Consider the following 14,424-nt stretch of genomic DNA (forward strand, 5'->3'; position numbering starts at 1 on the left):
TTTCGTTCGGGCCCGGCCTACGGCGCCTCGCCGAGCAGCTCGCGCGCGATGATGTTCTTCTGTATCTCGCTGGTGCCCGTGAGCACGCGGTACATGCGCAGCATGCGGAACAGGAACTCCACGCGCCGGCCCTGCACGATGCCCTCGCCGCCGTGGATCTGCACCGCCGCGTCGGCGATGCGAAAGGCCGCCTCCGAGCAGAACAGCTTCGCCATCGACGCATCGGCGCGCGCGTCGCCGCCCGCGTCGAGCTGGCGCGCTGTCGAGAGCATCAGCGCGCGCGCCGCGGCCAGTTGCGTGGCCATGTCGGCCAGCGAATGCTGGATGGCCTGGAACTGCGCGATGGGCTGGCCGAACTGGCGGCGCGTGCGCGCGTAGTCGCGTGCGTCCTTCAGCGCGACGGTGGCCAGGCCCACCATGCCGGGGCAATGCAGCAGCCGGTTGACGGTGATGCGGCCCAGCGCCAGCGCCAGGCCGCGGCCCGGCTCGCCGATGAGGTTGGCCGCGGGCACGCGGCAGTCGGTCAGCAGGATGTCGCCGGTGGTCGACTGGCCGGCCATCGTCTTGTAGCCGGCCTTCACCTCCACACCGCCCTGGCGCAGGTCGACGAAGAAGGCCGAGATCTCGCGGCGCTCGGGGCTGTCGGAGGTGGAGGCCATCAGCACCGCGAAGTCCGCGAAGGGCGAGCCCGAGATGAAGCGCTTGCGCCCGTTGATGACGTAGGTGTCGCCCTCGAGGCGCGCCTGCGTCTGCAGCGCGCCGGGGTCGGAGCCGGCCTCGGTCTCGGTGAGCGCGAAGCAGATGGCCTTCTCGGCCTGCGCCACCGGCACGATGAAGTTCGCGAGCTGCATCGGCGTGGCGTAGCGCGCCAGCGCGCCCACGCGCGGCGGGCCGCTGAGTTCGCCGAACACGTGCGGCGCCAGCGGCGAGCCGCTCGCGTAGATCGACTCCTTGATCAGCACGTGGTCGAGCAGCGAGAGCCCGAGGCCACCCATCTGCGTGGGCAGCGTCATGCCGTAGAAACCCAGCTCGTGCGAGCGGCGCCACACGCGCTGCAGCGTGGCCCTGTCGGCGCCGTGCTCGTGGTCGATGCCCTCCTCGCGCACCAGCGCGGCCAGTTCGCCGTGCAGGAAATCGCCGATGCGCGCGATCAGTTCGGCCGCGCGTTCCGAACCTTCGAAGGGCCCGTCGAACAGCGGCGAGCGCACGCTGGAAGCAGCGGTGGCCGTGGTTGCGACCGCGGTCGTGGCCGTGGCCGTGGCCGTGGCCGTGGCCGCGGGTTCGGATGAGATGACTTGTGTGTTCATGGCAGTGCGGCTCCTCAGTTCACGCGGCGGTCGTGGCCGGCCCAGTACGGCGACTGGATCAGCTTGCGCGCGATCTTTCCGTTGGCGTTCTTCTGCAGCGCCTCGACGAACTCGATGCGGCGCGGGCGCTTGAAGCCCGCGAGCCGTTCGGCGCAGAAGGCGTCCAGCGTGGCCGCGTCCGCGGCCACGCCGGGCTTCAGCACGATGTGCGCGGCCACGGCCTCGCCCCACTTGTCGTCGGGCACGCTGAACACGCAGGCCTCGTCGACCGCGGCGTGCTGGTACAGCACCGCCTCGACCTCCGACGGGTACACGTTGAAGCCGCCGCTGATCACCATGTCCTTCTTGCGGTCGACGATGTAGATGTAGCCCTCGTCGTCGGCGCGCGCCAGGTCGCCCGTGTGATAGCGGCCGTTCTTCAGCACCTCGGCCGTGAGCTCGGGTGCGCGCCAGTAGCCCGCGAAGATGTCCGCGCCGCCCACCACGATCTCGCCGATTTCTCCGGTGGCCACCGGCTGGCCTTCGTCATCGACGATGTCCACCTGCGACTCGAGAAACGGCCGGCCGCACGACGCCAGCCGCCCGGGCATGGCGGCGCGCGCGAACAGGTGGTCTTCCACGCTGAGGCCGCACACGCCCGAGGTCGTCTCGCCCGCGCCGTAGCCCTGCGAGAGCACGGGGCCGAACACGTCCATCGCCTGCATGATGCGGGCCGGCGCCATCGGCGCGGCGCCGTAGCCCAGGCGCCGCAGGTCGGGCAGCGGACGGTAGCGGCCCTGCACCTCGGCCAGCAGCATGTTGATCATGGTCGGCACCATGAAGGTGTGGGTCACGCGCTCGCGCTTCATCTCGGCGATGAAGCGGCCGGGGTCGAAGCCGCCGAACAACCGGATCGTGGCGCCGCTGCACAGCGCCGGCACCAGCTGCATGCCCGACGCGTGCGTGATCGGGCCCACCAGCCCCAGCAGGTCGCCGGGCTGCAGGTTGTCGGCGCGCATCAAAAACTTGCGCAGCTGCGCGAGCCGGTTGCCGAAGGTCTGCATCGCGGCCTTGAGCACGCCGCTGGAGCCCGAGGTGTAGTGCAGCACCGCGAGCTCGTCGGCGCGCACTCGCGCCGGCGTGAAGCGGTCGCTGGCGCGCGAGAGCATGCCTTCGTACGACGCCGGCGAACCGTCCGCGGCGTCGAGCAGCAGCAGGCGCGGCGCGGCGCCCTTGAGCAGCGGCAGGAAGCCCTCGGCGCGCTCGGCGGTGGTGACGATCAGCGTCGCCTCGCTGTTGGCGATGACCTCGGCCACCTCGACCGGTGCGAGCCGCGCGTTGATCGGCGCCTTCACCAGCGCGGCCTTGTAGCAGGCCAGTTCGAGCTCGACGATCTCGATGCAGTTGGGCAGGTACACGCCCGCGCGGTCGCCGCGCTGCAGGCCGAGGCCGCACAGCGCGTTGGCCAGGCGGTTGGAGCGCTGCTCGAGTTCTTCGTAGGTCACCGAGCGCTGCGCGCTGGTGACGGCCAGCCGCTTGGCGTGGATGCGGGCGGCGCGGGATGCGAGCTCGCCGACGTTGGCGATCCCGGGGGCGATCTGCGGGTCTATCTGGGGGGCTGTGGTTTGCAAGTTGTCTCCTGGATGCCCGTGCCACGGCACGGGATGGAGACGACTTTGGCAGCGCAAGGCGCGCAACAACAAATACGGATTGCTGATGCGCGGCCATCAAAAAGGTTGATGGCCCGGCCGGCTCGGCGCGTCCGGCGCTATGGCCTGGCGGCCGTGCCCGGCGTGCCCGGCGTGGCCGGCGTGCGCCGCTTGCCGAACAGAAACTCGGCCTCCCATCGTCCCGACGCGATCATGCGGCGCGTCTCGTCGACCAGCACGTCCATCACCGCCTGGGTCGCGGGGTCGGGCTCGCGCGCCGACGGAGTCGCAAGGAAGTAGGTGCGCGCCAGGTCGGGCTGCACCACGCGCGCCACCAGCCACTGCTTGCCGCCTGGCGACGCGTCACCCATGGCGCAGGCGGGCGAGAAGGTGAAGCCCGCGCCGGCCAGGTACAGCGAGCGGATCACGCGCGCCGAGTCGTGCTCGTGCGCGATGTTGAGCTCCAGCCCCAGGTCGGCCGCGGTGCGCTCGACCTGCGCGCGAATGCTGAAGCGGCGCGACTGCAGCACCAGCGGCAGGCTGGCCGCGCGGGCGAAGGGCAGCTCGGGGCGCTGCACCGCGGCGGCCTTGCCTTTCGCCGCCTTCCTGCCGGCGGGCTGCACCGTCATGGCCGCCACCTTGCCGTCGGCGTCGTGGCCGCAGACGAACATCGCTTCCCGCGCGAAGGGCTTCACGTCGAGGCCGTTGACGTATTCGGTGTCGACCAGCAAGCCGATGTCCGCGCGCCGCTCGACCATGGCCTTGCGCACCATCAGGCTCAGGTCGTCGATGACGAACACGCGGATGCGCGGGTGCGACTGCTTCAGCCGCGCCAGCACCGGCCCGAGCAGCAGCGAGGCCAGCAGGAACGGCACCGCCACCGTGACCGAGCCCTCGGGCCCGTCGGGCGCGCGCTGCAGGCGCTCGCGCATCGCGCTGGCGTCCGACAGCAGCCTGCGCGCGTCCTGGTAGAGCTGCAGCCCGGCCGCCGTGGGCGTGACGCCCACGTGCGAGCGCTCGAAGAGCTGCGTGCCGAGCTCGACCTCGAGCTTCTTGATCTGCGCCGTGAGCGCCGGCTGCGCGACATACAGCGCGCCCGCGGCACGCGACAGGCTGCCCGCCTCGAGCACGGCGATGAAATAGCGGAGGGATCGGAGTTCCATGGCCCCGCGATTCTGTACCCAGGCCGCGCCCTCCTTTCGCCCTGCTTTTCTTGCCGTCTTCAGGACGCCGCGCCGGGCATCTTCTGTTCGCAGTACGCCAGGAACTGGTTGATTTCCTCGGTCTTGTCGAACACCGCGTCGGCGCCCAGGCGCAGGCACTCCGCGCGGTTGCCGGGCGAGGCGGCGTTGGTGAGCGCGATCACCGCGCAGCCCTCGCCGCGCGGGCCCGCGCCCGCCACCGCCGCGAGCACGCCCAGGCCCGAGCCCTGCGCCAGCTTCAGGTCGACCACCAGCAGCTGCCAGCCGCCGTCGTGGGCGTGCAGCCACGCGATCGCCTCGGCCTCCGAGGGCGACGAGCCGATCACCTCGGCGCGCAGGTAGCCCTCGATGACGACCTTCAGGCTGTCCTGGATCGCGGGCTCGTCCTCGACGATGTAGACGGCAAGTTTCATGGCTTGCACAGTCGTTCTTTCGCGCGCGGGGGCCTGTAAGCGAAGGTCCCGTCCGGCTGGCGGCGCCATCGCATTCGGCGCCCGCGCGGCCCGCGCCGCGCCACAATATCGGCTCTTCGAGAACGCCCAAGCCCCGCCCGTCCTTCCATGCGCACCCCCACCCTGTCGGCCCGGCTCCTGCTGGTCGCTTCCGCCGCCCTGCTGCCGCTGGCCATCGTCTGCGGCTTCGCGCTGCACGGGCTGCTCAAGGGGCAGCGCGAACAGACCCAGGCCTCCACGCTCGGCGTGGCCCGCGCGCTGGCAACGGCAGTGGACAGCGAACTGCGGCTCACGGTGGCCGCGCTGCAGGCCCTGGCGCTGACCGAGCCGCTCGGCGCGCCGGAATCCTCGGGCCTGGTCGATGCGCTGCTGCTGTCGAAGGGGCTGCGCGCCTCGCACCCCGAGTGGCGCGGCGTGCTGCTGGTGGCGCCCAACGGCAAGGTCATCTTCAGCACCGAGGGCGCCGTCACCGGCACGGGCGAAGGCGTGGTGGAGGCCGCGAGCCTGGCGCAGGTGGTGCGCACCGGGCAGCCGGCGGTGGGCCCGCTCATTCCCGGGCCGCGCGGCAACCTGGCGTTTGCCGTGCGCGTGCCGGTGCTGCGCAACGACGAGGTGCGCTACGTGCTCACGGCCATCGTGCGGCCCGAGGCCATCCACGCGGTGCTGACGCGCCAGCGCGTGCCCGAGGGCTGGGCCGTGTCGATCTTCGACTCCAACGACCTGCGCGTGGCGCGCTCGCGCGAAGACGAGCGTTTTCGCGGCCAGGCGCCCAGCGACACGCTGAAGGAACTGCTCGGCTCGCGGCGCGACCGCCAGGAATTCGTCGGCACCACGCGCAACGTGGACGGCACGCACGTGCAGACCGCCGTGTCGCGCCTGGACTTCGCGCCGTGGACCGTGGCGCTGGGGGCACCCACCGTGGTGGCCGAGGACGCGATGCGCCGCACGCTCATCGCCTACGGCAGCGGCCTGCTGATCTCGCTGCTGCTGGGCGGCGTGGCCGCCTGGTGGATGTCGCGCAGCATCACCCGCCCGATGGCCCGCCTGCGCCAGAGCGCCGACGCGCTCGGCCTCGGCCAGCCGGTGGCGAGCGTGCGCTCGGGCGTGTCCGAAATCGACGCCGTGGGCCAGGCGCTGGCCTCCGCCGCCACCCAGCGCCTGCAGCACGAGGTGGAGCGCGAATGCCTGCTCGGCGCCGAGCGCGACGCGCGCACCGCGGCCCAGGCCGCGCAGCTGCGGCTCGAGCGGCTGGTGAGCGCCAGCGCGGCGCTGTCGCGCTCGCTGGAAGAAGACTCCACGCTGCACGCCATTGCCGAAGTGATCGTGCCCGACGTGGCGGACCTCTGCCGCATCGACCTGCTGGACGAGAACGATGTGCTGCAGCGCAAGCTCACGCACCACGCCGACCCGGCGCGCGGCGCGCAGATTGCCGCGATGGTGGGCAACCGCGAGGCGCCGGCCGGCGTGCCCGGCTTCTTTCCGTGGGCCATTGCCACCGGCAAGACTTTTCTTCACAACCTGGACGAGCCGGGCCTGCTCGCCACCTTCGACCCGCAGCTGCTCGACTTCGTGCAGGCGCTGGACATCAGCGCCGGCTGCGTGGTGCCGCTGGTGGCGCGCGGCCGCACCATCGGCGCCATGGCGATCCTGCAGGATCGCTCGAAGCGGCGCTTCGGGCCGGAGGACGGCGCGTTCATCGGCGAGCTGGCGCAGCGCGCCGCACTGGCGCTGGACAACGTGCGCCTGCTGGCGCGCGCGCGCCAGGCACAGGCGCAGGCCGAAGTGGCCAGCAAGGCCAAGGACGAATTCCTGGCCATGCTGGGCCACGAGCTGCGCAACCCGCTCGCGCCCATTTCGCTGGCGCTCACGCTCATCGAGCGGCGCGACAACACGGCGTTTCCGCGCGAGCGGCAGATCATCGAGCGGCAGGTGAAGCACCTGTCGCGGCTGGTGGACGACCTGCTCGACATCTCGCGCATCGTGTCCGGAAAGATCGTGCTGCGGCCCGAGCGCATCGACTTGCGCGACACGGTGGCCAAGGCCATCGAGCTCACGCTGCCCGCGCTGCACGCGCGCGGCCACATGCCGCACGTGTCGCTGCCGGCCGCGCCGGTGACCGTGCACGGCGACCCGCTGCGCCTGGCGCAGATCGTGGGCAACCTGCTGAACAACGCCGCCAAGTTCACCCAGCCCGACGAGCGCATCGAGATCGCGCTGCGCGCGCAGGACGGCCACGCCGAACTCACCGTGGCCGACGCGGGCATCGGCATTGCGCCCGAGCTGCTGTCGCAGGTGTTCGAGCGCTTCGTGCAGGGCGAGCAGCAGCTGCAGCGCGCCGCGGGCGGGCTGGGCCTCGGGCTGGCCATTGCACGCAGCCTGGCGCGGCTGCACGGCGGCACCATCGAGGCGCACTCCGACGGCCCCGGCCAAGGCAGCAGCTTCACCGTGCGGCTGCCGCTGGCGCGCGACGAGGCGCCGGCGGTGCTGCCGGCTGCCGTCACGCCGGCCGACACGCGGCCGAGGCTGAAGCTGCTGCTGGTCGACGACAACCGCGACGCGCTGGTGGTGCTGGCCGACTGGTTCACGCTGGAAGGGCACGACGTGAGCACCGCCGACAGCGCCGAGGCCGCGCTCGAGCTGCTGGAGACCACGCGCTTCGATGCGGGCGTCTTCGACATCGGCCTGCCGGGCCTGAGCGGACACGACCTGGCGCGGCGCGTGCGCGCCGATGCGCGCAGCCGGGGCATGGTGCTGCTCGCGCTGACGGGCTACGGGCAGGAGTCGGACCGCGGCAAGGCGCTTGAAGCGGGCTTTGACGCGCACTTTGCGAAGCCGCCGGACCTCGAGCGGATACAGGACGCGCTGTACCCGGGCCAGCGCGCTTGGCTGGCAGGGTTGGCTGACTGAGCGTTCAGCGCCAGCCGCGCGCCGCGGCCCGCGACAGGCTCGAACGCACCACCAGCCGGTGGAACGGCGAGATCACGAAGATGTAGATGCGCCCGAACAGGTTGTGGCAATGCACCGCCGTGGTCGCGACCAGCTCGCGCCCTTCACCGCTGGCCGACGCGCGCTGCAGCACCGAGGCGCGAAAGTCGAGGTGCCGGTCGTCTTCGCCGATGATCAGCTCGCCGGGCTCGCGCGACAGGATGGGAAAGAAGTCGATGTGCGTGGCGGCCCCGTCGCTGCCGAGTTCGCGACGCAGCCGCGCCGAGGTCTTGATGCCGAACGGCGCCACGATGGCATCGCGCAGCGCCAGCAGCGCGCGGAACCACGGGGCCGGGTCGCCGAACACCGCACGCGCGAGCGCCTCGGTGTCTTGCGGCGCGCCGGCCGGCAGCGCGATGGCGAAGGCATCGGCCAGGTCGGCGCCCACGAAGAGGTGGGCGATGCTGCTTTCGGCGGGCAGTGCCGCGGTTCTCACGCTGTTTGGGGCCATGCCCGCATTGTGCGACGCCGTTCGGGTTCAGTCATGGTCCGTCGCGCTCGACAGGGCCTCCCAGGCATCGATCTCGCGCGACATGGCCGCGAGCTTCTCGCGCACCAGCTTCACCGCGTCCTTGCCGAGCAGCAGGTGCACGGGCGGGCTCGCGTCGGCCACGATCTTCAGCAGCGCCTGCGCGGCCTTGGCGGGGTCGCCGGCCTGTTCGCCGCTCTTGTCCTGCCGGGCCTGGCGGATGGGGTCGAACAGCGCGTCGTAGTCCGCCACGGTGCGCGCCGCGCGCACCATCGAGCGCCCGGCCCAGTCGGTGCGAAACGACCCCGGCGCCACCGCCGTGACCTTCACGCCGAAGCCCGCGACCTCCTTGGCCAGCACCTCGGAAATGCCTTCGAGCGCGAACTTGCTGCCGCAGTAGTACGCGATGCCCGGCATCGTGATGAAGCCGCCCATCGAGGTGATGTTGACGATGTGTCCGGCGCGCCGTTCGCGCATCGACGGCAGCACCGCCTTGGTCATGGCGACGGCGCCGAACACGTTGACGTCGAACTGCCGGCGCATCTCGCCGAGCTCCGACTCCTCCAGCGTGCCTTCGTGGCCGTAGCCGGCGTTGTTGACCAGCACGTCGATCGCCCCGACCTGCCGCTGCACGGCGTCGACGGCCGCCCCGATGGCGTCGAAATCGGTCACGTCGAGCACCACGGCGTGGGCGCGGCCCGGTGATTGCGAAGACGCGGGCACCCGCGCCTCGAACGCGGTGCGCGCCGCCTCGCTGCGCACGGTGCCGACGACCGTGTGGCCTTCGGCGAGCGCGGCGCTTGCGAATGCGCTGCCGAAACCGGAGCTCACGCCGGTGATGAGAAAGGTCTTGACTTGCGATGCGACGGCCATGGCGGCTCCTTGAATGGGGATGACCGATGCTAGGAATCGCCAGCGAAACCGGAAATGCCCGGTCGCCTGCATTGCTTGCCTGAAACTATGAGCCGATGGAAGTCGTGGCGCTTGTGTGGCAAATTGAACGCAACCCGGAACAGCCCGCCATGCCCTCCCCTTCCCCTTCCAAGAAACGCAGGCCGCCGCCAGCACCGTCACCAGTGACGTCACCCGCACCGCCCGCGGCCGCGCTCCAGCGGCAGATGGTGGCGCTGGCCGGCGCGCTCGCACCCGCCGAGGGCTACAACCTCACGCCGCTGCCCGACGTGCGGTTTTTGCGGTCGAACCGCCCGCTGGGCCGCGCCCCGGTGCTGTACGACCCGGGCATCGTCATCGTGCTGCAGGGGCGCAAGCGCGGCTTTCTCGGCGACGAGGTGTACCTGTACGACGCGCAGCACTACCTCGCGGTGTCGGTGCCCGTGCCGTTCTCGATGGAGACCGACGCCACCGCCGAGGAGCCGCTGCTGGCCATCTATTTCCGGCTCGACTTCAACGTGGCCGCCGAGCTCATGCTGCGGCTGGACGAACACGGCGCGCCCACGCGCGCGGCGCCCAAGGGGCTGATGTCCACGCCGATGGATGCGCGGCTCTCGCAGTCGGTGCTGCGCTTCCTGGAGGTGATGCGCTCGCCGGTCGAGGCCGCCGTGCTCGGGCCGGGCCTGGTGCGCGAGATCTACTTTCGCGTGCTCGGCGGCGAGCAAGGCGGCGCGATGCGCGCGGCGCTCACGCGGCAGGGCCAGTTCGGCAAGGTGGCGCGCGCCATCCGCAAGATCCACGCGTGCTTCGCCCAACCGCTGGACATCGGCATGCTGGCGCACGAGGCCGGCATGAGCGCGCCGTCGTTCCATGCGCACTTCAAGGCTGTGACGGCCACCTCGCCCATGCAGTACCTGAAGTCGACGCGGCTGCACCAGGCGCGCCTGCTGATGGTGAGGAACAGCGTGACGGCGGCGCTGGCCTGCACGCAGGTGGGCTACGAGAGCCCCTCGCAGTTCAGCCGCGAGTTCAAGCGCATGTTCGGGCGCGGCCCGGCGGAAGAAGCGCAGCGCATGCGCGAAGCCTTTGCGTTGCCCGATCCGGTGCCGCACGCGGTGTACGTGGCGTCGCACTGAGCCTGGACGGCAGTACCAAGGGGCAAAGGCACCAAGGGGCGGGACCGAAGACCGCCGGATAGAATGAGAGTAATTCTCATTGACGGCAATTTCGTTCCATGTCCTCCCCCGCTGCGGCAGCCCCGATCGACGCGCTCTACCGCGAGCACCGCGACTGGCTGCAGGGCTGGCTGAGGCGCCGCCTGGGCGACGGCCACACCGCCGCGGACCTGACCCAGGACACCTTCGTGCGCGTCATCACCGGCGGCCAGGCGCAGGCCATCCGCGAGCCGCGCGCCTACCTGACCACCCTGGCGCAGCGCGTGCTCTACAACTTCTGGCGCCGGCGCGAACTGGAACACGCGTGGCTCGACGCGCTTGCCGCGCAGCCGGAAGCACTGGCGCCTTCGCCCGAGGCCTATGCGCTGGTGCGCGAAGCCATCGAAACGCTGGACCGGTGGCTCGACGGCCTGCCGCCCAAGGTGCGCGAGGCCTTCCTGCTGCGCCAGCTCGAAGGCTTGCCGCACGGCGAGATCGCGGCGCGCATGGGGGTGTCGATCACCTCGGTGGAGCGCTACGTGAAGCAGGCGATCGTGCACCTCTACACCTGCCCGGCGCAGCCCGATGCCTGAGATCCGGGGGTACGCGGCGCCGCCGCTCGATGCCACCACCGAACAGGCCATCGACTGGCTGGTACGGCTCGACTCCGGCCACGTCGACGACGGCGACCACCAGGCCTTTGCCCGGTGGCTTGCCGCCGCGCCCGCTCATGCCGCCGCGTGGGCCACCTTGCGAGAGCGGTTGAGCCAGCGGATCGCCCCCGCGCTGAACCATCTGCAGACCGGCGGCCACGCGCCGATGCACGTGCGCGCACTGAGCGCGCCGCCCGAGCACGGTGCCCGCCGCCGCGCGCTGCTGGGGAGTGCCACGGTGGCGCTGCTGGCGGCCGCGGGCGGCGGCCTCTGGGCCGACCGGCGCGCCCCGCTCATGGCGTGGGCGGCCGACTTGCGCACCGGCACCGCCGAGCGCAGGCGCTTCACGCTGGACGACGGCAGCGAGCTGCTGCTCAACGCGCGTTCGGCGGTCGACCTGCATTTCAGCCCGGCCCGACGCCTGGTGCGGCTGCGCGAAGGCGCGCTGATCGCCCAGGTCGCGGCCGATGCACGGCGGCCCTTCGTCGTGCACAGCGCGCAAGGCACGGTGCAGGCGACGGGCACGCGCTTCATGGTGCGGCAGGACGACGGGCGCACGCTGGTCTCGGTGCTGGAACACAGCGTGCGGCTCAGCGCGCAGCAAGAGGGTGCCCCCGTCGACCTGCAGGAAGGACGCAGCGCCTGGATGCAGGCCGGCCGCATCGAGCCCCTGCCCGTGTCCAACGCCCCTGTCGACCCGAGCGCGTGGTCCACCGGCGTGCTCGAAGTGCACGACCAGCCGCTGGCCGACGTGATTGCGGCGCTGCGGCCCTACACGCCCGCCATCCTGCGCGTGAGCCCGCAGGCCGCGCGCGTCGGCGTGTACGGCGTCTACCCGCTGGACCGGCCGATGGACGCGCTGCAGGCGCTGGTCGACACCCTGCCGCTGCGGGTGCGCCGCTGGGGCGACTGGGTGGTGCATGTGGACGTTCGCACGGCATAGGGCGCACACCGCAACGAATGAACTGACGGGTTTGCGCCCCCTCGTGGGACATACAGGTTGAACGCTTCGATCAACCAGAACCGACGAGGAATGTCCGACGTGACGCTGCCCCTTCTTTCATCCGCCCGCGCGCACGCCGGCCTGCCCCTGTCCATGCCCACGCCCATGCCCGCGCGCCCGACCTCACGCGCTCCCTCGCGCCTTCCCTCGCGCAAAGCCACCCTGGCCCTGGCGGCCCTGCTCGCATGCGCCACCACGCCGTTTGCGCAGACACCCGCCAATTCGGTGGCTTCACCGGCCTCCCCCGCCGCGGCCGGCGGGGCCATGGAATGGAACCTGCCGGCCGATGAACTCGGCATCGTGCTGGCGCGCATCGCCCGCCAGGCGGGCCGCACCATCAGCGCCGCCCCCGCGCTCGTGGCCGGGCGCCGCGCCCACGCCGTGCAGGGCCGTTTCACCGTGGCGCAGGCCGCGCAGCAGGCGCTGAGCGGCAGCGGGCTCGCGCTGGCGCAAACGCCCAGCGGCACGCTGACCGTCGTGGCCGCCGAGGGCAACGCCGCATCGGCCGCCCCCTCGTCCGCATCGACCTCCGACGCGGGCACGACGCTGTCCGAAGTGCGCGTCACGGCGCAGGCCGACCGCCCTGGCACCACCGAAGGCACGGGCGCCTACACCGCACAGGGTCCGAGCGGCGTGGCCACCGGGCTCGGCCTGAGCCTGAAGGACACGCCGCAGTCGGTCAGCGTGATGACGCAGCAGCGCATGGAAGACGAAAACCTCACCACCATCAGCCAGGTGATGGCGCGCACGCCGGGCATCTCGACCGCCGTGCTCGGCACGGAGCGCTCCGCCGCCAGCGCGCGTGGCTACGCCATCACCAACTACCAGCTCGACGGCGTCAGCACCCACACCGAGTTCCTCGGACTCGACGCGCTGCCCTCGCAGAGCATCGCCGACATGGCGCTGTACGACCGCATCGAGGTGCTGCGCGGCGCCTCGGGGCTGACCACGGGCGCGGGCAACCCGTCGGGCGCGATCAACCTGGTGCGCAAGAAACCCACGGCCGCCTTCCAGGGAACGGCCGAGGCCAGCGTCGGCTCCTGGGGCGACCGGCGCGGCATGCTCGACCTCTCGGCGCCGCTGAACGCGTCGGGCAGCGTGCGCGGCCGGGTGGTGGCGGTGCACCAGCAAGGCGACAGCTACATCGACAACTACAGCAAGAAGAAGGACGTGCTCTACGGCGTGGTCGAGGCCGACCTGAATTCCACGCTGAAGCTCACCGTCGGCATCGACCACCAGGAGAACCGCTCGCGCGGATCGCTGTCGTACCTGGGGTATCCGCTGTTCAACAGCAGCGGCGAGCAGACCGACTTTCCGGTGTCCTTCAGCAGCGCCAGCCGCAACAACCGCTTCAACACCAAGTCGACCAGCGGCTTCCTGACGCTGGAGCAATCGCTGGCCAACGACTGGAAACTGAAGCTCTCGGCCAACTACCTGCGCTCCACGCAGCGCGAAGACTCGGTGTACCTCGCGGTCAACAGCAAGCTGTTCGACAAGTTCACCGGCGACGGGCTTTCCCTGAACGCCGAGCGCCGCGACTACGACCTGCGCAACAAGACCGTCGACGTGAAGCTCAGCGGCCCGTTCACCCTGTTCGGCCGCCAGCACGAGGCCGTGATCGGCTTCGACTACACCGACTTCCGCAGCCTGACCAACGGCAGCTTCGACATCACCGGGCTGCGCGATGCGCCCGTGAACATCTACCGCTGGGACAACAGCGGCACGCCCGTGTTCGGCGAGCGCTTCGTCACCTTCGACAGCACGCGCCGCCAGAAAAGCATCTACGGCGCGGGCCGTTTCCAGCTGAGCGACCGGCTCAAGCTCATCGTGGGCGGCAAGCTGCTGAACTACGACAGCAACTACATCACCAAGACCACGGCCGGCTACGACGAGAGCTCTCCTTCGTCCGAGCGGCGCGTGTTCACGCCCTATGCCGGGCTGGTCTACGACCTGAACGCCAACCACACGCTGTACGCGAGCTTTGCGACCATCTACAACCCGCAGACTGCCATCGACCGCCGCGGCAGCCTGCTCGACCCGCAGGAAGGCAACACCTACGAGGCCGGCATCAAGAGCAGCTTCCTGGACGGACGCGTGACCGGCAGCGCCGCCGTGTACCAGATCCGCCAGGACAACATCTCGGAGCCCGACACGGGCTACTTCATTCCCGGCACCACCACCACGGCCTCGCGCGCGGTGAAGGGCGCCAGGACCGAGGGCATCGACCTGGAACTCAACGGCACACTGGCGCGCGACTGGAACCTGGCGGCCTCGTACAACTACAGCAGCTCCAAGGACGCGACCGGCCAGCGCATCAACACCACCTTCCCGCGCCAGATGGCCCGGCTCTGGACCACCTACCGCCTGCCCGGCGCATGGCGCCGGCTCACGCTGGGCGGCGGCGTGGAATGGAACGGCGGCATCACCTACACGGGCGAGGCCTGGCAGATCGAGCGCACCGTCACCGCGCGGCAGGGCGCCTACGCGGTGGCCAGCCTGATGGCACGCTACGACGTCAACGACAGGCTTTCGCTCACGCTCAACGTGCAGAACCTGTTCGACCGCAAGTACATCGCGTCGATGTCGGGCTGGTGGTATTCGGGCACGTACGGGGCACCGCGGAATGCGCAGGTGATCGCGCGGTACAAGTTCTGAGGCTGAACGGGGCGGGCGCCGGGGC

At 71.1% G+C, this 14,424-nt stretch carries 11 protein-coding genes; 5 read left to right on the forward strand and 6 right to left on the reverse strand.

Features of this window, described 5'->3' with window-relative positions:
• Window positions 1-17: 17 nt before the first annotated feature.
• The 4 genes from BM013_RS24490 to BM013_RS24505 form a co-directional block, all read right to left on the reverse strand.
• Complete coding sequence (locus tag BM013_RS24490) at window positions 18-1,307, reverse strand: acyl-CoA dehydrogenase family protein (RefSeq protein ID WP_093130244.1); 1,290 nt, start codon at window positions 1,305-1,307, stop codon at window positions 18-20.
• Between the two features lie 14 nt (window positions 1,308-1,321).
• Window positions 1,322-2,917: an AMP-binding protein gene (locus BM013_RS24495; RefSeq protein WP_093130245.1), complete on the reverse strand. Its 1,596-nt coding sequence runs from the start codon at window positions 2,915-2,917 to the stop codon at window positions 1,322-1,324.
• Window positions 2,918-3,054: 137 nt separating this feature from the next.
• On the reverse strand, window positions 3,055-4,098 hold the full coding sequence (locus BM013_RS24500) for a LysR family transcriptional regulator (RefSeq protein WP_093130246.1): 1,044 nt from the start codon (window positions 4,096-4,098) through the stop codon (window positions 3,055-3,057).
• A gap of 59 nt (window positions 4,099-4,157) precedes the next feature.
• Window positions 4,158-4,550: a response regulator gene (locus BM013_RS24505; protein WP_093130247.1), complete on the reverse strand. Its 393-nt coding sequence runs from the start codon at window positions 4,548-4,550 to the stop codon at window positions 4,158-4,160.
• Between the two features lie 147 nt (window positions 4,551-4,697).
• Between BM013_RS24505 and BM013_RS24510 the strand changes: the two genes are divergently transcribed.
• The gene (locus BM013_RS24510; RefSeq protein WP_093130248.1) at window positions 4,698-7,496 is read left to right on the forward strand and encodes a hybrid sensor histidine kinase/response regulator; all 2,799 of its coding nucleotides are present in this window, start codon (window positions 4,698-4,700) and stop codon (window positions 7,494-7,496) included.
• 4 nt (window positions 7,497-7,500) lie between these two features.
• Here BM013_RS24510 and BM013_RS24515 read toward each other — a convergent pair whose 3' ends face one another.
• Both BM013_RS24515 and BM013_RS24520 read right to left on the reverse strand, forming a co-directional pair.
• The gene (locus BM013_RS24515; protein WP_256221656.1) at window positions 7,501-8,010 is read right to left on the reverse strand and encodes a DUF2867 domain-containing protein; all 510 of its coding nucleotides are present in this window, start codon (window positions 8,008-8,010) and stop codon (window positions 7,501-7,503) included.
• Between the two features lie 42 nt (window positions 8,011-8,052).
• A complete protein-coding gene (locus tag BM013_RS24520) occupies window positions 8,053-8,916 on the reverse strand; it encodes an oxidoreductase (RefSeq protein WP_093130250.1) in 864 nt (287 codons plus the stop codon).
• Between the two features lie 245 nt (window positions 8,917-9,161).
• Here BM013_RS24520 and BM013_RS24525 point away from each other — a divergent pair, with 245 nt between their 5' ends.
• The 4 genes from BM013_RS24525 to BM013_RS24540 all read left to right on the forward strand — a co-directional run bounded on the left by BM013_RS24525 (window position 9,162) and on the right by BM013_RS24540 (window position 14,399).
• The gene (locus BM013_RS24525) at window positions 9,162-10,070 is read left to right on the forward strand and encodes an AraC family transcriptional regulator (RefSeq protein WP_093130346.1); all 909 of its coding nucleotides are present in this window, start codon (window positions 9,162-9,164) and stop codon (window positions 10,068-10,070) included.
• 98 nt (window positions 10,071-10,168) lie between these two features.
• Window positions 10,169-10,681, forward strand: a complete 513-nt coding sequence (locus BM013_RS24530; RefSeq protein ID WP_093130251.1) for a sigma-70 family RNA polymerase sigma factor — start codon at window positions 10,169-10,171, stop codon at window positions 10,679-10,681.
• The gene (locus BM013_RS24535; RefSeq protein ID WP_093130252.1) at window positions 10,674-11,684 is read left to right on the forward strand and encodes a FecR family protein; all 1,011 of its coding nucleotides are present in this window, start codon (window positions 10,674-10,676) and stop codon (window positions 11,682-11,684) included. The genes BM013_RS24530 and BM013_RS24535 overlap by 8 nt, the downstream gene beginning before the upstream one ends.
• A 99-nt stretch (window positions 11,685-11,783) precedes the next feature.
• Window positions 11,784-14,399, forward strand: a complete 2,616-nt coding sequence (locus BM013_RS24540; protein ID WP_256221657.1) for a TonB-dependent siderophore receptor — start codon at window positions 11,784-11,786, stop codon at window positions 14,397-14,399.
• The last annotated feature ends 25 nt before the right edge of the window (window positions 14,400-14,424 follow it).

This window comes from Variovorax sp. OK605, assembly GCF_900115445.1.
Classification (GTDB): Bacteria; Pseudomonadota; Gammaproteobacteria; order Burkholderiales; family Burkholderiaceae_C; genus Variovorax.

What these genes read in the sequence shown, in the direction of transcription:
- BM013_RS24505 (WP_093130247.1), bottom strand. Translation starts at nt 4,550, where the DNA reads ATGAAACTTGCCGTCTACATCGTCGAGGACGAGCCCGCGATCCAGGAC.
- BM013_RS24530 (WP_093130251.1), top strand. Translation starts at nt 10,169, where the DNA reads ATGTCCTCCCCCGCTGCGGCAGCCCCGATCGACGCGCTCTACCGCGAG.
- BM013_RS24510 (WP_093130248.1), top strand. Translation starts at nt 4,698, where the DNA reads ATGCGCACCCCCACCCTGTCGGCCCGGCTCCTGCTGGTCGCTTCCGCC.
- BM013_RS24520 (WP_093130250.1), bottom strand. Translation starts at nt 8,916, where the DNA reads ATGGCCGTCGCATCGCAAGTCAAGACCTTTCTCATCACCGGCGTGAGC.
- BM013_RS24500 (WP_093130246.1), bottom strand. Translation starts at nt 4,098, where the DNA reads ATGGAACTCCGATCCCTCCGCTATTTCATCGCCGTGCTCGAGGCGGGC.
- BM013_RS24535 (WP_093130252.1), top strand. Translation starts at nt 10,674, where the DNA reads ATGCCTGAGATCCGGGGGTACGCGGCGCCGCCGCTCGATGCCACCACC.
- BM013_RS24525 (WP_093130346.1), top strand. Translation starts at nt 9,162, where the DNA reads ATGGTGGCGCTGGCCGGCGCGCTCGCACCCGCCGAGGGCTACAACCTC.
- BM013_RS24490 (WP_093130244.1), bottom strand. Translation starts at nt 1,307, where the DNA reads ATGAACACACAAGTCATCTCATCCGAACCCGCGGCCACGGCCACGGCC.